Annotated in this window: 18 protein-coding genes; 9 read left to right on the forward strand and 9 right to left on the reverse strand. The window is 60.3% G+C overall.

Annotated elements, in window-relative coordinates; all coding sequences use genetic code 11:
- Positions 1-49: 49 nt before the first annotated feature.
- Together CRO01_RS13480 and CRO01_RS13485 are read right to left on the reverse strand one after the other, a co-directional pair.
- A complete protein-coding gene (locus CRO01_RS13480; RefSeq protein ID WP_245838556.1) occupies positions 50-2,275 on the reverse strand; it encodes a glycoside hydrolase family 32 protein in 2,226 nt (741 codons plus the stop codon).
- Between the two features lie 215 nt (positions 2,276-2,490).
- Entirely contained in the window at positions 2,491-4,347 is a 1,857-nt protein-coding gene (locus CRO01_RS13485) for an ABC transporter substrate-binding protein (RefSeq protein ID WP_218839203.1), read from the reverse strand.
- A gap of 612 nt (positions 4,348-4,959) precedes the next feature.
- Between CRO01_RS13485 and CRO01_RS13490 the strand changes: the two genes are divergently transcribed.
- On the forward strand, positions 4,960-5,205 hold the full coding sequence (locus tag CRO01_RS13490) for a hypothetical protein (RefSeq protein ID WP_097009693.1): 246 nt from the start codon (positions 4,960-4,962) through the stop codon (positions 5,203-5,205).
- Between the two features lie 1,046 nt (positions 5,206-6,251).
- Here the strand turns inward: CRO01_RS13490 and CRO01_RS13495 are convergent.
- From CRO01_RS13495 to CRO01_RS13505, 3 genes are all read right to left on the reverse strand, one after another.
- On the reverse strand, positions 6,252-7,013 hold the full coding sequence (locus CRO01_RS13495; RefSeq protein WP_097009694.1) for an IclR family transcriptional regulator: 762 nt from the start codon (positions 7,011-7,013) through the stop codon (positions 6,252-6,254).
- A gap of 313 nt (positions 7,014-7,326) precedes the next feature.
- The gene (gene xacF / locus CRO01_RS13500; RefSeq protein ID WP_097009695.1) at positions 7,327-8,769 is read right to left on the reverse strand and encodes a 2,5-dioxovalerate dehydrogenase; all 1,443 of its coding nucleotides are present in this window, start codon (positions 8,767-8,769) and stop codon (positions 7,327-7,329) included.
- A gap of 116 nt (positions 8,770-8,885) precedes the next feature.
- Positions 8,886-9,656 carry an IclR family transcriptional regulator gene (locus tag CRO01_RS13505; protein ID WP_179747489.1) on the reverse strand — a complete coding sequence of 257 codons (771 nt, stop codon included), beginning with the start codon at positions 9,654-9,656 and terminating at the stop codon, positions 8,886-8,888.
- Between the two features lie 279 nt (positions 9,657-9,935).
- On the opposite strand from CRO01_RS13505, the gene CRO01_RS13510 reads away from it, so the two are divergent.
- Genes CRO01_RS13510 through CRO01_RS13520 form a run of 3 tightly spaced genes read left to right on the forward strand, consistent with a single transcriptional unit; the run spans position 9,936 to position 13,179 of the window.
- Complete coding sequence (locus tag CRO01_RS13510; RefSeq protein ID WP_097009697.1) at positions 9,936-11,048, forward strand: amidohydrolase family protein; 1,113 nt, start codon at positions 9,936-9,938, stop codon at positions 11,046-11,048.
- Positions 11,049-11,053: 5 nt separating this feature from the next.
- Positions 11,054-11,539 carry a Rieske (2Fe-2S) protein gene (locus CRO01_RS13515; RefSeq protein ID WP_097009698.1) on the forward strand — a complete coding sequence of 162 codons (486 nt, stop codon included), beginning with the start codon at positions 11,054-11,056 and terminating at the stop codon, positions 11,537-11,539.
- Positions 11,536-13,179, forward strand: a complete 1,644-nt coding sequence (locus CRO01_RS13520; RefSeq protein ID WP_097009699.1) for a BCCT family transporter — start codon at positions 11,536-11,538, stop codon at positions 13,177-13,179. The genes CRO01_RS13515 and CRO01_RS13520 overlap by 4 nt, the downstream gene beginning before the upstream one ends.
- Positions 13,180-13,466: 287 nt before the next feature.
- On the opposite strand, the gene CRO01_RS13525 is transcribed toward CRO01_RS13520, so the two are convergent.
- The 3 genes from CRO01_RS13525 to CRO01_RS13535 form a co-directional block, all read right to left on the reverse strand.
- On the reverse strand, positions 13,467-13,892 hold the full coding sequence (locus CRO01_RS13525) for a universal stress protein (RefSeq protein ID WP_097009700.1): 426 nt from the start codon (positions 13,890-13,892) through the stop codon (positions 13,467-13,469).
- Positions 13,893-14,058: 166 nt separating this feature from the next.
- On the reverse strand, positions 14,059-15,261 hold the full coding sequence (locus CRO01_RS13530) for an MFS transporter (RefSeq protein WP_143824961.1): 1,203 nt from the start codon (positions 15,259-15,261) through the stop codon (positions 14,059-14,061).
- 74 nt (positions 15,262-15,335) lie between these two features.
- A complete protein-coding gene (locus CRO01_RS13535; protein ID WP_097009702.1) occupies positions 15,336-15,746 on the reverse strand; it encodes an EamA family transporter in 411 nt (136 codons plus the stop codon).
- 125 nt (positions 15,747-15,871) lie between these two features.
- Between CRO01_RS13535 and CRO01_RS13540 the strand changes: the two genes are divergently transcribed.
- Positions 15,872-17,119, forward strand: a complete 1,248-nt coding sequence (locus tag CRO01_RS13540) for a saccharopine dehydrogenase family protein (protein WP_097009703.1) — start codon at positions 15,872-15,874, stop codon at positions 17,117-17,119.
- A 127-nt stretch (positions 17,120-17,246) separates the two neighbouring features.
- Here CRO01_RS13540 and CRO01_RS13545 read toward each other — a convergent pair whose 3' ends face one another.
- Entirely contained in the window at positions 17,247-17,849 is a 603-nt protein-coding gene (locus CRO01_RS13545; RefSeq protein ID WP_097009704.1) for an IS6 family transposase, read from the reverse strand.
- A gap of 330 nt (positions 17,850-18,179) precedes the next feature.
- Here CRO01_RS13545 and CRO01_RS13550 point away from each other — a divergent pair, with 330 nt between their 5' ends.
- From CRO01_RS13550 to CRO01_RS13565, 4 genes are all read left to right on the forward strand, one after another.
- Positions 18,180-19,046, forward strand: coding sequence for a ParA family protein (locus CRO01_RS13550; protein WP_097009705.1), 867 nt, complete (start codon positions 18,180-18,182; stop codon positions 19,044-19,046).
- On the forward strand, positions 19,043-19,468 hold the full coding sequence (locus tag CRO01_RS13555) for a hypothetical protein (protein WP_097009706.1): 426 nt from the start codon (positions 19,043-19,045) through the stop codon (positions 19,466-19,468). Before CRO01_RS13550 ends, CRO01_RS13555 begins: the two co-directional genes overlap by 4 nt.
- A 282-nt stretch (positions 19,469-19,750) precedes the next feature.
- Positions 19,751-20,362 carry a hypothetical protein gene (locus CRO01_RS13560; protein WP_097009707.1) on the forward strand — a complete coding sequence of 204 codons (612 nt, stop codon included), beginning with the start codon at positions 19,751-19,753 and terminating at the stop codon, positions 20,360-20,362.
- Between the two features lie 214 nt (positions 20,363-20,576).
- A complete protein-coding gene (locus tag CRO01_RS13565) occupies positions 20,577-21,296 on the forward strand; it encodes a DUF4396 domain-containing protein (protein ID WP_097009708.1) in 720 nt (239 codons plus the stop codon).
- The last annotated feature ends 11 nt before the right edge of the window (positions 21,297-21,307 follow it).

Consider the following 21,307-nt stretch of genomic DNA (forward strand, 5'->3'; position numbering starts at 1 on the left):
ACAGGCGTACCCAAATGTCGAAGTTGTATATAGTTAACGATCATCTGTATCAGTCCAGACCCGCTTCGGTACCGAAGGAGGCTTCGGCCTCTGAATTGCGGACAGCCGCCTGATTGAGCGTCCAGACGTCGCCGGAGTGGAGATCGACATTCCCACCAATCGCTCGAAGCGCGACACCGGTGCTGTCGGGACGAGTCGGATAGATACGGCTGCTCACGCAGGTGCGGCCGTTGACGAACACTTCCACGACGGATGCGTCGACGAGGACGCGCAGGTTCACGACGCCGTCGTCCGTCTGGGGTGCCTCGTCGATAGATTGTGGCTCAGCGCTCGCGGCGTCTGACAGGCTGGAGTCATCACGGTCGACGATCAATTGGTCGTCATCCGTGTAGCGGATCGGCGTCCGTTCCTCGCCGTCGTCCGAACGGGCGACGACGAGCTCGAACGCGTCGGCGTCGCCGAGTTCGAACTCGAGTTTGATCTCGAGCGCGTCGCCGCTTGCCTCGTCGCAAAGCAGCGGTTCGTCAGGAGCGAGCACCTGACCGTCCACCGCCGTTCGATCATCACGAAGTCGTGCGATTTCCTCCGCGGGCCGTACTTCGAGCGAGCCGTCCGCCGAGAGCGAGAGCGACCGCGGGACCGACATGACGCCGGACCAGCCGGCGTCCCACTGTGCGGAGTCGCTGCGGTCCTCACGGATCCAACCCCACGAGAGGTACCGGTCGCCACCGTCGGAAATCGACTGCGCAGCGTAGTAGTTCCCGTGATCGAGCGTCCCGGAGTCCTCCCGGTCGAAGGACTCGCCGTCGAACGTCCCGAGGAAGTACGCGACCTTGTCGTAGTTCGAAACCTGCAGCATCTGTCTGTCGCCGAAATCGAGCAGTTCGGGACACTCCCAGATCGGTCCGTCCTCCTCGCGGTCGCCGATCAGAATCGGGCCGACATAGGACCAGTCCAGCAGGTCGTCGGACCGGTACAGCAGCGCCGTCCCGCCGCCGTCCTCGGTCCCGGAGCCGATGAGGTGGTACCAAGTGCCGTCCTGCTTCCAGACATCGTGGTCCCGGAACTCGGCGTTCCAGTCGTCGTTCGAGAGGATGGTCGGCTGTTCGGGGGGCTCATCGATGATCGGGTTTCGCTCGGACTTCACCCAGCTGTTCAGATCGCTGTCAGCCGCGCGAGCAAGGCAGGGGAGTTGGTCACGGCCGTCGCCGCCGGTGTAGACGAACGTTGGAACGCCATCGTCGTCGAGCACCGTACAGCCGGACCAGCAGCCGTGCTGGTCGGGACCGCCAACGTCGGGTTCCAGAGCGACGGAGCGGTCCTCCCAGTGGACGAGGTCCTCGCTCACCGCGTGTCCCCAGTGGATCGAGCCGTGATAGGGACCGGCCGGATTGTACTGGTAGAACAGATGGTACTCCCCGTCGTGCTTGACGAGGCCGTTCGGGTCGTTCATCCAGTTTGCCGGCGGTGCGAAGTGATACGACGGTCTGTGCGGATCGTCCTGTAGATCTGCCCGGATCTGGGCCAGTTCCTCGCCGGTTCGAGGGCGAGCGTACGCCGCAGTTTCGCCCTCGGCGACGCGTTCGATCGCGCCGCGCAGGACGTTTTGTAGCGGTGCGCGGTACTCCGAAGGCACTCCATCGAACGAGAAATGCTGTCCGATGCCGACGGCGGTGCCGGCTCCGACCTGCCAGCCGATCACACTGTTTTCCTGTGGAATGTCCTCGTCGCCGACCGTCGCACTTGCGAGCACTGTCCCATGCTTGGGGACCTGCTTCTCGTATGCGACTTGCGGAGACGCTTCGCTTCGGGAGGGCTGCGTATGAACGCGAGTCCCGTCGCAGTAGTCGAACACCGTATCTTCGGTAAATCGCGATCCGATCAAGAATCCAGCGGGGCGTTGACCCCACTTGTGGACTGGTTTGTACGTCTCGTCGACGAGATCAGGCGATCGTGGGTCGATCTCCAACGCCTCGACGGCAGTGAGTCCGTACAGACTCAAGAGGAGCCCGCCGCCGTCGTCGAGATACGATGTCACGGCGTCGGCTGCCCCAGCCGGGAGCGTATCGCCCGAGAGAGGAGAATCACGGTGCCACCAGAGCACATCGAACGATGATAGCGAGATCCCGTCGGCCAGCTCGTCGAGCAGCACGCGATCGACAGTCGCAGTTTCCCGTGCGGCGTCGAGCGCCGCACGTTGCTCATCCGTCAACTCTCCCGAGGTTAGAAACCCCAGGCGCGGGGAGTCTTTCAACTCCTCGTCCTCAACTTGCATACCTACTACACCGGGCACCTTATACAAAAACGTTTTGGAAATATAAAACAACTATCCGTAAAGAGGCTCATAACGACCTGAAACGCAGATATAGAAATCTTGGTTGCTATTTTTATATTCTAGTCGGGGCTATCAAGCCGCTATACCGGAGAGCTGCTCAAGCCCGATGGCAAGCAGCGTGGTCGAGCAGCCGACGTAGCTATCCGGAACGGCGATCACTCGCTGGGAGTCGGGTACCCCTGTCGGACAGGCCAATCCTGCACGCTCGGCGTCTGCATGATCGAACTGTCGGCGTCGGGCCAGCTCCAGTCCCCAGTGTCGTAGTACTCGGAGGCGATGTACAGCGTCCACGGGCCCCAAGAGGCGTCCATCCAGTTCCAGAACCACGCGAGCTCTTGGATGTGCGGGCGCTGTTCCTCTTTGGACTGACCGCGAGCGATTGCCTGCAGGTGATCTCTGAGGTTGACCTCCCGGAGTTCACCCTCGGGCTCCCCGATCGGCGGGACTTCCATGATGAACTCGCTCGTTCCTTCACCGTTCCACTCAGAAGCGGACGGAACGCCGAGGGGATACGCGGTCACCCACGCTTCGTTGATGAGGTGGTTCTGGAACCCTTCGTACGGGAGCGGTGCAGACTGTCCGACCCACCAGTTTGTGAGGTCGTAGTTTCGCTGCGGGATCGTCTGGCCGAAGTACGTCGTAGCTTCGACGATGATAGCTTCGGTCTCGACGCCGAAGTTGCTCAGGATTCGCGAGGCAGTCTGGGTTCGGTTGCTGTGGAACCCGGCGTCTCGGAAGGTGAGCGTGAACTGCTCGCCGTTGGGCTTGTACCACGTGCCGTCCTCCCGAGTGAACCCTTCACCGCGGAGGAGTTCGGCGGCGCGCTCGGTCCCGCCGTCGAACTGCATGAACTGGTCTTTGACGTCGCCGAGCCACTCGTTGATGAGCGGCTGAGACATCCCCGCCGAGAGGTTGACCGCCTCCTTGTTGACATCGGAGAGCGGTAGGTTCTGCATCAGCGTATCGTGGCGCGCGCGGAGCACGTTCGAGAGCGCCCAGCGCACTCGCTGGTTGTCCAGCGGCGCCCGTCGGCAGTTGAACGAAATCGACTCGCCGCTGTGGCTGTAGAATCTGACGGACTCGTAGTTGTCCGGGATCTGGTTGGCCTGCGACGAGTTGAACGCCACGTTGTGAAGCGCGTCGACTTCGTTGTTGCGTAGCGATCGGAGTTTCTCTTGGGGCCCCTGAAGCGGCAGCGCCTCCATCGTGTCGAATTCGATGTCGTCTGCCGAAATGTGGGGGTTCTCGTAGTCCTCGTACTTTTCGAGGAGCAACTGATTGGCGGTCGCCTCAGACGGTATGAACGGGCCGTTGCCGAGCCCCTTCTCTTTGACCTCCTCGAGCGAAAAGCTCGTTTCGGCGAGCTCCTGAAGGATGGCACTCCGATCCTCGTCAGATTCGGCGCTTTCCATCCGTTCGAGGTAGTCTCTGAATACGTCGAATTTGAACTTCCAGTTGGTCGGCGCGTCGCCCATCCCGAACAGGGCGTTCTCGAATAGGCGAGTGTCGATCTTCTCAGCAAGCGTCATCTCGACTGTGTGCTCGCCCGTCTGTTCGACGCCGTCGAGGAACTCCCAGACGCCGTCGTTGTTCACCTTGCGCCAGCGCATCTGGCCGACGAAGTCCTCGGCTGTGTACGAGTCGCCGTTGAACCACGTGTAGCCATCGTAGAGATCGAACCGGACGGTCGCTCCCGACTGCACCGTCGAGGGGTACTCCCAGTTCTCGACGAGCAGGGGCACCCACTGCTCCTCGTCGGCGTACCATCGGGCGCCCTGTTCGAAGATGATCTTGTTCAGGACGCCAGGTGTCTGTTGCCCGTAGGGGTTGTAGTTGATCTGGTTCGGCTGGTTGCCCATCTCGACGCGAAGTCGGCTCGAATCGGAGCTGTCACTGCCGCTTCCGAAACAGCCGGCGAGAGAGGCCGCACCAGCGCCTGCGATACCTTTCAGCACCTGCCGACGGTGGGAGGCTGCACGCTCCCCACCGTCGCCGGGGTTGTCGGCTGACATACCAATGCCACCTTCTGGTTTGTCATACTTATACATTTGGGAACAACAGGGTGAGAGGATGTTCGAGGTGGCGTGGCCGAGAGTAGCAAAATGCGTCGAACACCGTGCAGAGACGTGCAGCCGTTAGAGAGGGCCAGCACGGACTTGCGTACGACTGCGGTAGCACGTCGGTGCCGTGCCGGTCGAAGACGAAATGAAGTGAGCCAGTAGCCAGCCGGTCGGACATTGGTGCGCTAGAATAATATTCACAGTGGCAGTGAACAAAAGTGAATATAATCAGATAGGATTCTTCCGATACAGAGTGAACTCGGAGTTGCACAGCGAATTTCTATGCGTACGGATCTCAAACAACAGAATCCATCTTCATTATCGAAAAGGAAGATTATGTACTGGGAGGGATAGATGTGTTCACTCCGAGGAGAAATCCTCTCAGAAGTGCCATCGAGCTGTTGGAGATTACGGGCATAACAGTGTAAGCCAGAGTACCGAGCAGAGAGTCGGTTCAGAGATGGCTAGCCGGCGGAACGCCACGAGTATCGCCCCAACCAGTGGCACCAGTACACTGCGATACAGAGTGACAAGCCTTTTATTTTCTCGACAGAAAGCACGGCTATGAACACGTTCAAAAATCGGTTTTGGGAGCGCGTCCGGGACTACGAGTTGGTCCTCCAGTTGTTCTTCGTGGCGGATTTGCTGTTTCTCGTACTTGCCCTTGTGACGTATCCATTCGTCGAGTCCGGTTCCGCCGCCCACGTGCTGGTAGTGCTCGATCTAATCATCTTCGCTGTGTTGCTCGTCCCACTGGCATACTTGCTGTATCAGTGTCGCAAGCGACAGTTGCAAGAAGAACGGCTGTAAAGGACACGAACGGAGGATCCGATTGCGGTGTGGTGAGCGACCGGGGGAAAAGTGATCGGCCATCGACAGCGAGAGAAAATTACAAACATACGAACGTAATATAGTGTTCCGAGACGAGTGAGCAATCGGTACGCTGGTCGTTCAGCGACGATTGCATGCGGCCCGTCGTTTCGTGTTGGCTTTCGAATCGGCGTCCCCAATCGATCAGTCTCGAGCGGCTCAGTTGAGTCGAACGGAAAGCGTGACCCCGACGCTGCTGGTGACGCTCAGATACGTCGACATCGATATTAATTACCAATTCTTGTCATTATATGCATTTTGAACTATTCAGTTATGAGAATTCTCGGGTATCATTCACACGATCCGAGAAGCGGGATAGTACAGGCGTCTCATTTTCTCGTCGATCACGTCCAGTGTATATCGGTTGCACTACGTTGAGCGACGTTCCGATGGGAATCCTTTGCATAGACGCCAAGCTCTATCGGACGTATGTGTCGGAGTTTGCGACGCCGACCACGGTGCATGCTGGCCACTACACAACGTCTTCAGGGTCGGCCTCTTCGAGCATGACACAGAGCCCAGCCGAAATTGTCCTTTCCTGTGAACACATTTTGCATAGTGACCGGTCCCCGTTAAGTTCAGATTTTCGAACGGACTCGACGTACGGTGCACAGTTCAGGGTAGAACAATCACGTGCCGTGTGATACGTCTCTCCGGGCCTCGTAACGTACACACGTTCGTTCTCGTATTCTTTTGTCATGTTATCTCAGTTCACTTTCCCATGTTGCTATCACAGGGGGTAGAGCACGCTACATACTCATCAAACATATAGTTTTGGCCTCGAAAAATCATGATGGGAAATTACGGCGTGCTATTGAGAGAATCACTGGACGAGTGTTTGGTAGATCGGGCTGTACGAATAGCTACTCTGCTGAGAAAAGTCGATACAAACTGGAACCGGAGACGCTGCAGTTATTTCTCGTGGTCGCGCTATCGAGGAGCGGGGGCAGTGAGGCGAGGTTCAGGACGCGTGAGCGACGCCGTAATCAGTAATCCCGGAGGTTCACCTCGACCCGGTTTTTTGCGGCTCGCAGCCGATCCGGCAGTGTTTCTCGGTACCAGTCGTCGGTCATCTCGGCTGCGGGACCGGAGAGACTGATCGCACCCACGACAGCGTCGTCGGGCCCGAACAGCGGCACGCCGACACAGCGAAGACCGCGGCCGTACTCCTCCTCGTCGAACGCGACGCCACGCTCGTGAATCCGATCGAGTTCCTCTCGCAGTGCCGCCCGCTCAGTGATCGTCTGGTCGGTGTACCCGACAAGGTCGATCGAATCGAGCAGTTCTTCGCGTCGCTCGGTCGACACGTGAGCGAGTATCGATTTTCCGGTCGCCGAACAGTGCAGATCGTGGGTTTCTCCGGCTCGCGTCGAAAAACGGATGTCGTCGCTCCCGCGGGATCGGTACAGGTACACGCCGTCTCCACGCTCCTCGACGGCGAGGTTGCCGACGAGATCCGTCCCTTCGACAAGATGTTCGATTTGTGGCCGCGCAACCTCGAACAGACCGGTCCGCATTCGCGTCGTCTCCCCGATTCGGAGAAACTGTAGGCTAAGCCAGTACTGCCCGTCCTCACCAACGACGTATCCCTGCTGTTCGAGCGTCGTCAAGTGGTTGTGGGCAGTGCTCTTCGAGACGCCGACCGCGTCGGCGATCTCGGTTACGCCAGCCTCGCCAGACTGTTCGAGATACTCCACGAGCGAGAGGAGCGTCTCGACCGAGCCGACGGGTGCATTTGAGCGGTCCATGTTGGCCTCTCTTTGTCTCCCCGGTAATTGTAGTTTGCCCACGATCGCGTTCTGTATATCAGAACAGATCGGCGGCCGCCCCCGACACTCGGCGTGAACAGCTGTCATTGGTGTGGTGTCGTTGCTCACGCTCGGACTACTTTACAAAAATAACTTTGTAATCTCTCGGCCCGGAAGTCCGTTCGGGCTGTCGAGTCTGTTCTGCTTTGCAGAACAGTTGTTTTGGGGCAGGAAGAGCCCTCACGATACGAGGAACTCACGGGTACCGGAGGGAAAGACTGCAGACAGCGGCCAGAAAGACGATCGTCGGGCGTCAGTAATTGAGATACACCGTCTTACTCGTCGTGAAGAAGTCCAGCCCGGCGTCGCCTTGCTCGCGCCACGTCTCGCTCGAGGAGTTTTTCATGCCGCCAAACGGTACGTGGAGTTCGAGGCCGGTCGTCTTCTCGTTGATCTTCACGACACCGGCTTCGACGTCGTCGACGAAGCGGTTGGCCTGGGAGAGATCGTCCGTAATGACGCTCGCTGACAGTCCGTACTGGCTGTCGTTGGCAATCGCGACCGCTTCATCGAAGTCCGAGACAGGAATGACGGAGACGACCGGCCCGAAGATTTCCTCTTGCGCGATCGTCATACTCGACTCGACGTCGCTGAAGACGGTCGGTTCGACGTAGTGGCCGTCGGCGTCGAGATCGGGAACGCCGCCGCCCGTTTCGAGCGTGGCTCCTTCTTCGTTCCCGACTTCGATGTACTCAAGCGTCCCTTCGAGTTCGGACTCGGTCACCTGCGGCCCCATGTCGGCTTCGAGGCCGGGACCGATCTCGAGATTCTCCGCATACTCGACCAGTCCGTCGACGAACTCCTCGTAGACTGATTCGTGGACAATCGCCCGCGAGGTCGCAGTACAGGCCTGTCCGGTGACGCCGAAGGCGCCGCTACCGACGATATCTACTGCTTCGTCGATGTCGGCACTCGATGTCACGACTGCTGGGTTCTTTCCTCCCATTTCGAGTTGGATCCGCGCGCCGGTTTCGGAGGCGGAGTCGCGGACGATCTCGCCGACCGCCGAACTGCCGGTGAACGAGATCGCGTCGATCGCTTCGTGTGACGTGATCGTCCCGCCGACCTCGCTTCCGGAGCCCGTGACGACGTTGAAGACGCCGTCTGGTAGTCCGGCCTCGTCGAGACACTTCGTCAGTTCGTGGACGACGGTTGGCGCCTGCGACGCCGGTTTTAGTACGACTGCGTTGCCGGCAGCCAGCGCCGGAGCGGCCTTCCAGGTCGGGATAGCGATGGGGTAGTTCCACGGCGTGATGAGGCCCACGACGCCGACAGGCTCAGTCACAGTTCGCAGGCGACTGTCCCGGCCGCTGGGCGCCTTGGCATCGCCCGCGAGATCACTGGCCTTCTCGGCGTAGTAGTACAGGATATCGACAGCGCGCTGGACCTCGCCGGACGCTTCCGCGAGTGCCTTGCCTTCTTCGCGGGTCAGCGTTTCGGCGACATCGTCCGCTCGGTCCTCCAAGAGTCCAGCGGCGCGGCGAAGGATTGCACCCCGTTCGGGACCGGGCGTGTTCGCCCACGCGTCCTGCGCGTCGACGGCCGCTTGGACCGCTCGTTCGGCGTCAGCCGCCGTCGATTTCGGGAACTCCGCGATAACCGACTGATCGGCGGGGTTGGTCACGGTGAACGTTTCTGTCGATTCTGACTCGACCCACTCTCCGTTACAGTAGTTGGTACGCTGTTGAGCAGCCATCTACAGTCACAATTTCAGTTACCACCACAAATAGGTTATCCCTCTCTGGACGGTCGGCGAAGAGGCAGACCAATCACCCGTCTTACGGACGACGGACGCGTCGTAGCGCTCTCGCGTTACTGTGCGCTGTAGTTCAGTTCGATAATGTTGGCCGTCGAGAGAAGCTCGGTCGTCAGTTCGTCCTCGACCTCTGGCTCCTGTAGTCGGTGAACTGGCCCGGTCACGCTGAGGCCGCCGAGAACGTTCCCGGTGGCATCTTCGATCACCGTCGAGAACGTCGTCATCCCCGTCCTGTACTCTTCGCGGTCGAACGAGACGCCGCTCTCTCGAATGCGCTCGAACTCGTCTTCTAGCTCGTCACGGTCGGTTATCGTGTTCTCCGTCCGCGCCGGCATGCCGTGCTTGTCGAGGATTTCGGTCACGCGCTCGTCGGGATACTGTGCGAGCATCGCCTTCCCGACGCCCGAAGAGTGCATGTGGAAGTGCGTACCGTCGGTAAAATCGTAGGAGATGCTCTGTTCGCCCTGAACGACATCGAGTGCGACGCACATCCCGTTCTGTTCGACCGACAGGGTGACGAGTTCGCCGGTTGACTTCTCCGCGAGGCGGCGGATCTCGGGCTTTGCGACGTTGTACAGAGCGACATCTTTCCGGACGCGCCCGCCGAGCTCCATGAATCGGAAGCTGAGCTCGTACTGGCCGCTCTCGTCTTGTACCACATAGCCCAGTTGTTGGAGCGTGCTCAGATAGTCGTGGACGACGCTACGCGGTCTGTCGAGCTCCTCGGCCAGCGCGGTGACGCTGCCCTCGCTCTCTCGATCCAGTACGGTCACGATTTCGTCCATCGTCAGCAGTGCTTTGATCGGACGGTTTGCTTCGTCACCCATACGTTGCCAATCTGTAGCAATGCACATATACGTTCGGAATTGTCGAACAATTCGACTGGAAGCGTCAATCTGCTATCGGATGCTGATCCAGTGTAAGCGGATCTCGGAGGGTTTGGTGAGATACTGTTCGACAATACCGAATTTTTCGCCATCTGTTTAAAAGATAGACGAACACAAATTTCTGCGAATAGTGGCGACTGACGGCCTGTATCCGCAGTTCCGCCCTATCGGAGAGGATAACATTTATGTAGGGCTGTGATTTCATATCTATGTGGAACTATGACACAGGATTCCCCGGGGGCGGCGACGCAACAACGCCCCGAGTCGGAATTGACGTTAGTCGACGCCGACATCCACCAGCGGTGGGCGGACAACGAGGAAATCGTCCAGTACCTTCCGGAACGGTACAACGACGACGGACTCGTGTTGCCGGAACTGCTGTACCGCAACCCCGGGGAGTTCCTCCGGCAGGACGAAAAGACGGATGACGGCAACAAGCCCGGGTCAGATCTCCAGAAGATCGTCGAGGAACATCTGGACGAGCACGATATCGATTACGCGATGCTGACGGGCAACTCGTGGTTCAACCTCGCTGCGTTGCCCAACCGCGATTACGCGAACGAACTGGCGCGAGCGTACAACGAGTGGCTCGTCAACGACGTTCTCCCGGTCGACGATCGGTTCATGGGATCGCTGTACGTCGCGCCGAAGGCGCCGGAGAAAGCCGCCGACCTCATCCGCGAGTACGGGGATCACCCACAGATTCGGCAGGTGATGCTTCCCGGCGGCGCGGAAGTGCCGTACGGTCGCCCTCAGTACTGGCCGATGTACGAAGCCGCCGAAGAACAGAACCTAGCGATGGCGGTCCACCCGTTCTCGGAGGGCCACGGCACGAGCAACCCGCCGACCGGCGCCGGTCATCCCAACAACTACATCGAGTGGCACACGCTTCTGGGCGCCTACTACATGGGCCAGCTCGCCTCGATCGTCACCGAAGGGGTGCTGGTCGAGTATCCCGACCTCCGGTGGGCGTTTATCGAGGGGGGCTACGGGTGGCTTCCGCACTTCATGTGGCGGCTCGACAAGAACTGGAAGGGGCTTCGATCGCAAGTGCCGTGGCTCGAAGAGAAGCCGAGCCACTACATCCGGAACAACGTCTGGTTTGCGAGCCAGCCCGTCGAGGAACCCGAGCGCCCGGAGCATCACGACCAGATTCTCGAGATGATGCACGCGGATGAGATGCTCATCTACGCCTCGGACTACCCCCACTGGGACGGTGACGATCCCGATTGGGGACTCCCGCCGATGGACGACGAAATGGAGCGGGCTATCAAACACGAGAACGCGGCCGAGCTGTGGGATCTACCCACGGACGGCAGTTCGCTGGAGTGATCACAATGAAAGACAAACGATTCGAGATTTGTCCGGCCGAGGAGTTCGACGCCGGGGAGCGACGTATCGTCAATCTGGATGGGTTCTCGGTCGGCGTGTTCAACGTCGACGGCGAGTACCATGCGATGAAAAACGACTGTCCCCACCAGCGCGCGCCGCTCTGTGAGGGGAAACTCGGCGGCACCACGGAGTCAGACACGCCCGGTGAGTACGACTGGGTCCGGCCGGGACAGGTCGTTCGCTGCCCGTGGCACGGGTGGGAGTTCGACGTCACGACCGGTGAGTCCGTGTTCAATCCGCACAAGGTGAAAGCCAAGACCTTCAAAGCCCGCGTCGAGCCCTCTCAGGCCGATGATGCGGACGACGCCGATCAAGAGGCCGCTGCTGACGGTGGCTGCGACGGCTGCAAGGTTGATCTCGAGGGCGACGATCCGCCCGTCGAGACGTACGACGTCGAGGTCGAGCGAGGAACGGTGGTGGTGTACCTATGAGTACGGACTCTCAGGGCCGACTGGCAGCCTTCCGCGACGAGATCGATCCGTTCGTGTTCGTCGGCGGCGCGCTCGTTACCATCATCGCCATCGGCTACATCGCCGCTCGACCGACCACCGCAGCGGAGATGCTCACGAACGCAAACAACTTCCTCTGGAGCGAACTCGGCTGGCTCTTCCTCTGGGCGATGTTCCTCGCCGTCGTGTTCTGCCTGTGGCTCCTGATCGGGCCGTGGGGCAAGATCAAGTTCGGCGGCCCGGACACGGAGCCGGAGTTCTCGTACTTCTCGTTCCTCGCAATGCTGTTCTCGGCGGGGCTCTCGACCGGGCTGGTCTTTTACGGCCCCGCGGAGGCGCTGTTCCACTTCTCGTCGGGCCCGCCGTTCTTCGGCGCCGAAGCCCAGAGTGCGGCGATCGTCCCGGACGCGGTCCAGTACACGATGCTACACTGGGGCATCTCGCCGTGGGCGGCGTATCTCGTCGTCGGCATCACGATCGCGTACTACGTTCACCGCAAGGGCGCACCGATCAAGCCGTCGACGGTGTTTGCCCCCTTCATCGGCGTCGAGAACCTCGACAAGAAGTGGGTGAAGCCGCTCGACCTGATGATGGTCGTCATTTCGGTCGGTGGCGTCGCCGTCTCGCTCGGCTTCGTCGTCACCCAGTTCCTCGCGGGGCTGAACTACAACTACGGCGTCGAGTTCGGTAATCTCGGAACGATACTCGTCACCGTCGGGCTCACCGTCGGATTCACGGCCTCCGCCGCGCTGGGGGTCAAACGCGGTATCCGGCGCGTCTCGACGTTCAACATGTACCTCTTTACGTTCCTCCTCGCGGTCGCGTTCGTGTTCGGCCCGACGGCGTTCCTGCTCAGCACCGGCACGCAGGCGCTCGGCGGGTACGTCAACGACTTCGTCAGCATGAGCCTCTACATGAACGCGGCCAACGGCGGGACGTGGGTCGGCGGCTGGACCGTCTTCTACTGGGCGTGGTGGTTCTCGTTCGCGCCCATGATCGGCATCTTCATCACGCGCATCTGCCGCGGCCGCACCATCCGCCAAGTCGTCTTCGCCGGACTCGTCGGGACCACCGCGGCCTCGTTCCCGTGGTTCATCGTCATGGGCGGGTCGTCGCTGTGGGTCCAGACGCAGGGCTCGCTCGACCTGCTTTCGATCGTGTTCGCCCAAGGCCGAGAAGTCGCCGCCTTCCCGCTGTTCGAGACGCTCATGCCCTTCGGCGGCATCTTCGCGGTCGCGTACCTGGTGCTCGTGCTCACGTTCCTGATCACGACGGTCGACTCGACGACGCTCAGCCTCGCGATGTTCACTACCGACGGGAGCGAGAACCCCTCGACCGCCAACCGCGTCACTTGGGGCGGGCTCGTAGGACTGCTCTCCTCGCTTCTGCTCATCAGTGGTGGCCTCGCCGCACTCAAGGACTTCGTCGTCCTGCTCGGGTTCCCGATCGCGTTCGTCATCGGCATGTGTATCGTTGGACTTACCATCGAGTTCGAACAGCTCCACCCCGTGTTGCTGACCGAGCGCTACGAAGGCGACGCCCCCGAGGACGACGATCAACAAACGGTCGCCGGGCTCCTCTCGGATCGTCGCCCGACGTGGATGGGAGGTGCCGACGACTGAGCGTTGGATGGTCGCGATCGATCGGCCGTCTTCATTGTGAACCGTTGTCCACTTCTCTTTCCACAGAACCGCAACGACCGTCTGATGGCGTCTGTCCGAGTCGCTCGTCCGAATTGAAAACAGCAGACGGCCGCTTCGGTGGCTCTTGTCGGGGGGCTTAGAGTCACTAACCAATTCCGTGTTCTACGTCTCTGCACCAGCCAATTGCTCACGCCGGCTTAGTCGACGCTATCGAAGGTCGTCTCCGCTGTTGGATCTACCTGCTCTGCAAAAATGCCGCAGTTGATTCACTCGATTGCGACGTTGATGACCGGCGCCGGCGAGTCGAAGATCACGTCCTGCGTGACGCTCCCGAACAGCGCCTTGCCGGTCGGCGAGCGCTGTCGGCCTCCGATAACGACGTACCGCGCTTCTTCGTCGTCTGCGTACGCTGCGATCTCAGTTCCGGGGTCACCGACGCGAACCGAGATGTTGGGTTCTGGGTCCGAGTTGTCCAGCGCTCGGTCCACGAGATTCTCACCGACTTGCTGGACTTCGTAATTGTCAGTCAAGTCCTGCCCTTCGACATCTTTTTCGAGCACTTCGACGAGCTCCGAGCGTTCTAGGACGTGAATCGCGTGCAGTTCCTCGTCGAGGTCGGCCGCGAGTGTCTGGGCCTCTGCGAGGACTGTCGCTGCTCTGTCCGAATCGTCGATGGCTGCTACGATCGCCATAGGAGACCAACGCGATCGACCTGCAAAGATGTTTCGGCGGTGCGAGAGTTAGACAGCCGGAACTAGCCAAGACGGCCCACCGAGAATATGTCGGTATCGTCAAGCTATCTCCCCCGTGGACGGCAGCAGCACGTCACGGTCGGCGTTGCGGGGGATGGACCAGCAGTCACCGACTTCCGAGCCAGAGCAACGCGAGCATGGTCAGACCGAAACAGAGCAAGAGGCTGGAAAACGACACCGTGTAGCTAAACCGAGTGGCGACGGTCCCGACGTACGCCGGGCCGAGACTACCGACGGCGAAGTACACTCCTCGCAGCGCGCCGAGATCGCTGCCGACCGTCTCTTGGGCGAGAGCATCGGTCAGGTAGACGAACATGACCGGCCAGATCGTGGTCAGGCCGACGGCGAAGACGACCAGTCCGACGCCGAGGCCGACGAGCGAATCGGTCCCGAGGATGGCGCCGAGACCGACAATTCCGAACCCGGTTGCGCCGACGCCGAGGTTGATCGGACTCCACCGCTCGCAGAGGGCGCCGGCGATCGGCGTAACGAGCATTCCGATGAGAAAGATGCTTGCGAACGCGACCGTCGCCTGAAACGATGTGAGCGACTTCTCGACCTGCAGAAACGTCGGTAGAAAGCTCGCGCTCCCCTGCCAGACGAAATTGAACACGGCCAAGACGAACAGGATCGCGTACGTCTCCCGGGATCGAAACAGTCGGGTCCCGACCGACTGCACGTCGAGGGGCACTCGCGAGACAGTGTACGGTTCGCGGTTGAGTCGATGCCCGCCGACAACGAGGACGCCGAGCAGTGCGACGACGGGCACGAAGGCGGCCCGCCACGCGGCGGCGCCGACGACGGTGATCGCCAACACCGCCGACAGCGCGCTTCCGAGGTTAGCGGCAGCATCCCTGATACCGAGGGCCTGCCCGCGGTTTTCGTCGAAGAGATTCTGCAGGAGTACGATCCCCGCCGGTTCGAACATCCCGTAACCGAATCCGATGAGACCGATGGCGACGATGAACAGCGGGAACGCGTTCGAGAGCACGAGCAAGAGAAAGCCCGCACCCATCACGCCTTGGCTCGCAAGCAAGACGACGTTCGACGACAGCCGCTCGGAGTAGCGACCGCCGGGGTACTGTGCGAGGGCGTTGCACGCCCACATGAACGAGATCGACCCGCCGGCCTCGGCGGCAGTGATGCCGAAATCGTCGATTATCTCCGGCAGCATCGGTGCGATAACGAGGATACCAGATAGGGAGACGACGATTCCGAGCGCGTGGAGGTTTAGCTGCTTACCGTTGTAGCCGTACAGTGTCTCTAACATCGAGAGTCGATCCCCGGCGAGGTCGCTGTTTTTGACCACGACCACGTCCTCGCGGCCACCACTGTTCTCGTCTGCGGTCCGCAGTTGCCTGCCCGGTGTGGCGTCTCCATTGGCTACCTCGACAGCAGAATGACAGCGACGACCGCGAAGCCGAGGCCGGTGATTTCGACCATCGTCAGCGATTCGTCGAGAAAGACGACCGCCAGAATTGCCGTCCCGAGGATGTACATTCCGCTGATGCTGGTTGCGATGGCGGCGGAGCCTGATCCGAGGGCGAGGTAGTAGGCGATCGTTCCACCGCCGAGAAAGAGGCCTGCAACCAGTGCGATGCCGATACTACCGGGCGCAGCGACAATCGCATCCCCGCTGAACAGAACGTACGTCACGGCGACGCCGATGCCGGCCGTGTAGGTGTAGACGACAGCCTGTTCCGCCGGGAGACCGCCCGTGGCGACTTTGGCGAGAAACGCCCACCCGGTGTACAGAAGCATAGCTCCCACTGCAAAGGTAATGGTCTTGCTCATCCGTGTGTTAGCGCTCTCAGTCGGGACAGATAGATGTTACGCAGCCAGAGATGCTGGCGAGCAGCGTATCGTGTTGCGCCGGGCCGTAGTTTTATATTGATTCGGGTTCACAATCGAGTGAGTACATGAGTAGCAAGACTGTCGTGCTAGGCGGTTCTGGCGCGATGACGTCAGGATGCGTCTATGACCTTCACCAGACAAGTGACTTCGGCGAAATCGTCGTCGCGGACGCTGACGAAGAGAACGCGCGCCGTCTCGTCGAACTCGTCGACGACGACCGCGTTCGATTCGAGTCGGTCGACGCGACCGACACGGACGACCTCGTCCGAGTGCTCGAGGGAGCCGACTACGTCGTCAACGGGCTGCCGTACCCCTTCGAGGAGAACGTCCTCGACGCGATGCAGGAAGTGGGCGATCTCACGGGCGTCGACCTGAACGCGTTCGACTTCGACGAGGTGCTCGATCGGTCCGACGAGTTCGCGGAAGCGGGCAATTCGCTGTGGTTCGCCAACGGCGGCCTCGTGAGTACCATCGCACTCGGGATGGTCGCCTGCGAGCGCTTCGACGACGTGTCCGACGTTAACTTCTACTGGGGGATGTGGCGCCTCCTTACCCAGACGACGCCTGGACTCACCGACACGGTTACTTATGAACACGACCCCGACGTCGACGAGCGGGCCAAGTGGGAAGACGGAGAAGTCATCAACGACCTGCCGGCGTTCAGCGAAAAGCGGACGTTCGAATTCCCGGAGCCGATCGGCGAGGAAGAGACGTACGTCATCTCTCACCCGGAACCGATTACGTTCCCGGAGGCACCGGTCGCACAGGAGAAGAACGTCGACCGCATCATCACACGCGGCGCGTGGCACGACGAGTGGAAGCGGTACGAGCGAACGCTTCACGCGGCGAACGCCTTCGAGACAGACGCCATCGAGGTGGACGGAGCGGAGGTCGACCCGGTCGAAGTGATGCAAGAGCAAGTGAAATCACAGGGAGTCGAACTCGAAACCGAGTGGAAGCCGCCCGAAGAGCTCTCCCCGGAGACGGAGTGGACTCCCCAGACCATCCTCTCGGCCGAGGTAACCGGGTCGGTCGACGGTCGCGACGACCGCGCAGTCTTCCACTTCGAGCAGCCGTTCCCGTTCTTCGGCGGGAACGACATCACGCTGATGCGCGAGTACGGTTGCTACGTCGGCGTCCCGCTGTCCGTGACGCTCCAGCTCATGGCCGACGGCGCAGTCGACGAGGACGGCATCTTCATCACCGAGACGAGCGGACTCGACGCGGACCGATACTTCGAGGAGATGGAAGATCGCGGATTCGATCTTATCGACGAACAAGTTCCTGAGCAGACCATTCGGGCACAGGACTGATCGACAGCCGGGACAAGCCGGGTACCGGAGCATCGTCTGAAAAACCGGAAAATATACGTATTTATACAGGCTGCATCTCTCGGACGCATCGTGTTTAGTTACGCGAGTTCCCCCAGACGGGGAAGGCTTAGAGCCACGATTCAGCGGTTACTAGTTCAACGTGGCAGAAACTATTGGTAAACGAAGACGTTCGTCGTTTTACCCCTCGAAAGATACGTTCGACAGCATTTTGATTTCCATGACGAGCCGGGGGTAATCGGAGTCCTGCTCGTTGCAGTGCCGCCGCTAGATGTTGGGCATGATCGACGAGAAACACGGTGTCGCCGAGATCGGATTTCTCACAAAGCTCTCGCAGAAATTGTTGCGATAATGCCGTTGTAGTCGTGGTAAGCAGCCGAATGTGCAGAAATTTGTTCGTTGTTGGATCGACAGCAGCGTACAGCCAGAACTGTTGGCCGTTGATTCGGATCACCGTTTCGTCAAGCACAACGTGATCCGGACTCACGTCAGTCGCGGGCTGTAGACCGGCTTTGTGGACCCGGTCGTGAACGGCTTTCCGCGACCGTTCGACACCGAACTCCTCTAATTCTGAAACTGTATTCAAAAGTGATAGTTCAACCAATTGGAGCCGAATACCGAGCTCCATTAGCTCGCTCGGAGTCCGCTCTCGCTCTACAAACTCCAAGTCCATCCAGTCGCTACGACCGCTGAGGCGTTCGATTTCTGCCATCAACCAACCGGAATCCGTCTCGCCCCACTTTTCAGCCGTAGCTAAACACGGCCCGACTCGATCCCCAAGCTCTACACCAGTGACCACTACAATAGGCTTCTATTGCAGATATTCTATCCCAGCAACCAGCGTACGACGCGAAATATGCAGACAAGTCACCTATTGTAACTACCTCAGCTACCGCAACTACTCCAGCTATTGCAACTACAGTAGCTCGCTTACCTGCAAAAGGTTTAGTATGGTTGCCCGACGCATACCGGACGATGCACGATACCCGAACCACCTACTGCAACTACCTCAGCTATTGCACCTATTGTAACTGAACCAGCCATGACGACAACAACCCCACGCGCCGTCGACGTCGTGATCCTGAAAGGCGGCGTCGGCAAGTCGACGATTTCGATGAACCTCGCGCGCCAGCTCGCCGAACAACACCGCGTCCTGTTCGCGGATCTCGACCCGAACGGCCACGCAACCAACGGGCTCGGTTTCGAGGACGCGTACCAAGCCGAGATCGACATCGGAGACGTGGTGCTCGATCAGGGAGACGCGACGCTAGACGATCTGATCCGGACGACGGAGTTCGGCTTCGACCTGTTGCCGTCGTCGAACTCGCTTGAGGATGTCGAGAACGACCTCAAGGGGGCAATCCAAGGCTCGGCACGCGTCAAATCCAACGTCGTCGACCCACTGTTGGGCGACGTATACGACTACATCGTGTTCGACAGCCCAGCGTATCCGGGTATGCTCAACAACAACGCGCTGGTTGCGACGGGGAACGTACTGATCCCGATCGCGCCGGGGTCGAGCGCAATCGGCGGGTACAAACGAACCATGGAACGGCTGATCGCACCGGCACAGGAGTACATCGACATCGATGTCCTCGCACTCGTTCCGAACCAGATTCAGGATCGGATCGACCAGCAGACCGAAGCGCGCGAGCTACTGGAAAATCTCAACACGGCCGATTCGACCGAGGGGAAAGTCCCCGCGTTCGCGCGCATCACCGAATCGGAGTTCGAACAGATCGACAGCGGCGAGGTGACACCGCCGAAACCCGGCATCCGCCACCGCGCCGCTCTTTCCCGCTCGTTGAAATATAATCAACCGCTGTTAGACTACGATCCGGAGAACGATCAGCTCGCCCACTTCGAGGAGTTGGCACGGATCGTCGAGAACGGGGGCATCGACCGATGACCGACAACCCCTTCGACGATCTCGGGTCGATCAGCGAGGACGATACGTCGTCGCCCGATCAAGTTCCGGAAGACGACGACCAGCCAGCAGAAGACGGGATCGGTGCCGCGACGGAACCGGCGGAGGATACGTCAGTCGATGCTGCCACTGGCGAGTCAGCCCCCGACGAGTCAAGTCCGACGAACGGCCCGGCGTTTCCCTACGATGACGTGACCCAGCGCCCGCTGTACGCCCGGGAGGCTGCGTGGAACGCCTTCGAAGACGCACTGGAGATAGAGGTCGAGCAGACGCTCCGCGAACACGGCGTGCGTGACGCGGCCGGCCGCGAACTGCACGACGCCGCGCTGCGAGTCGCAGCCGAACACCCCGAAGCAATCGCGGACCGCCTCCTCGAACTCCGCGGGGTCGACGTAAACCGGTGACGGCGATACACAATTTCAGCAGACAGCGGCGTTTGTATCTACAGCCCCAGCTGAACGCCCAGCGTGCCCGACACGTCGGTCGCAAACGACTGAGTGAGTACCACCACACGAAAGTGATCACAGAGGTCAAAAGCGCGGTATCCAAGCAAAATAATCAAGCAAGTAAAATTAGGCATCCGGTATACAGAAATTACTAAAATTTACCCGAGGTCTACTTTTTCTCGCTGGCCCGTATTCGGAGAATTACGATAATGTTGGTTCGGTAAGGTGATGCTGCACACCATGCAACGACGCACGTTCCTGAAAGTCACGGGCGGTGGCGCAACGGCAGCGGCAACCGGTATCGGTGCAGTGGCACTCTCCGGTAGTGCAGCGGCGTCCTCGAGCGGTTCGTTCACCGCAGAAAACGCCTCGGTCACGAACCACGATGGCGAGGTATCGAAGGTCACGGCGACGCCGACGGGCTCGGTGTCGTGGTCGAACTTCGACGAGGATGTGACGACGGTCGACATCACGATCGACTCGCGCATCCTGTCGTCCGACCAGAGCTCCGTCCTTCGCGGGTGGGAGCAGGTGTATCACAACGCGTTCGCGCTTGACGGCTACGCCGACCACAGCAAGTCCTTCAGCGGGCAGTCGCTCGGGACCATCACGCTGTACGGCGGCGATAGTGGCCGCCCCGCCGATGCGTTCGACGAGCCCGACGACGGCGCCTCGAACGACGTGGTCGTGCAACTGCGCGTGAGCATCAACCTGCTGGGCGGCGACGGCAACCTCGCGGACCCACAGGACGAAGCGACAATCGTCGACGACCAGATCAAGTTCCGCGCGACCGCGACGAACGCCGAGGCCACCAGTGCCGCCAGTGGCTCGTTCAAGACGGATATGAGCTAGACGCCGTCCGTCGGGTGTTCGGACATTCGCGCGTCTCTTTTTTCGAAGTCGTCAAGGACGGATGGTAATGCTCGTTGAGTCGGTCGTCGCCGAACGCGCGAGTTCGCCGGAACCACAACATGATAAAGTATCAAGTGTCTAGACGGCTCTGCGCTGCCAGTATCCGAAACTGAGACGACGTGTACACCCCATCGAAAGAGACGACCACTCGATCATGTCACCAGAACAACTTATCGCAGACATCGAGCGAGCGCTGGAACCGGTACGAACCATCATGACGCCGATCCTCTCGGACCCGTTCGTGATGGGACTCTGGAGCCTGCTCGTAGTGGCGGCTGTCGGGACGCTCTGGTGGGACATTCACGAGCGAAACCGGGCCATCCCGTCGATGATGAAAGGCGTCTGGACGCTCGTCGTAGTGTATTCGGGACCGTTCGGACTCGCGGTCTACTGGTACTCCGGGCGGACACAGATCTCCAACGACTCGCTGTGGCGCCGCGGCTTCCGATCGACGGCGCACTGCTACTCGGGTTGTGGCGCCGGCGAAGTCGTCGGCTTCGTGTTGCTCGCCGGCCTGCTCGCCCTCGAAAGCACGCTCGTCGTCACCGCGGGTACGTTCGGGTTCGCGTACCTGTTCGGCTACGGGCTCACGGTCGGCCCGCTCATGCAGGAGGGCGTCGGCTTCGGCGAGGCGATGCTCGACGCACTGTACAGCGAGACGCCGAGCATCACCCTCATGGAGGTCGCCGCCATCGGGACGGACCTGTTGATCGCGGGGCAGGCCCACATCGGCGATCTCCTGTTTTGGGGCGCGCTCGTGTTCTCGCTGTCGGTCGGGTTCGTCGTCGCCTTCCCCGTGAACGTGTCGCTGGTCTACGCTGGCGTCAAAGAAGGGATGAAAAATCCCGCCGAACTCGGTCAACAGACGGGCTGACGGGAGTACCG

The sequence above is a fragment of the Natronoarchaeum philippinense genome (genome assembly GCF_900215575.1).
In the GTDB taxonomy this organism is placed as follows: Archaea; Halobacteriota; Halobacteria; order Halobacteriales; family Natronoarchaeaceae; genus Natronoarchaeum; species Natronoarchaeum philippinense.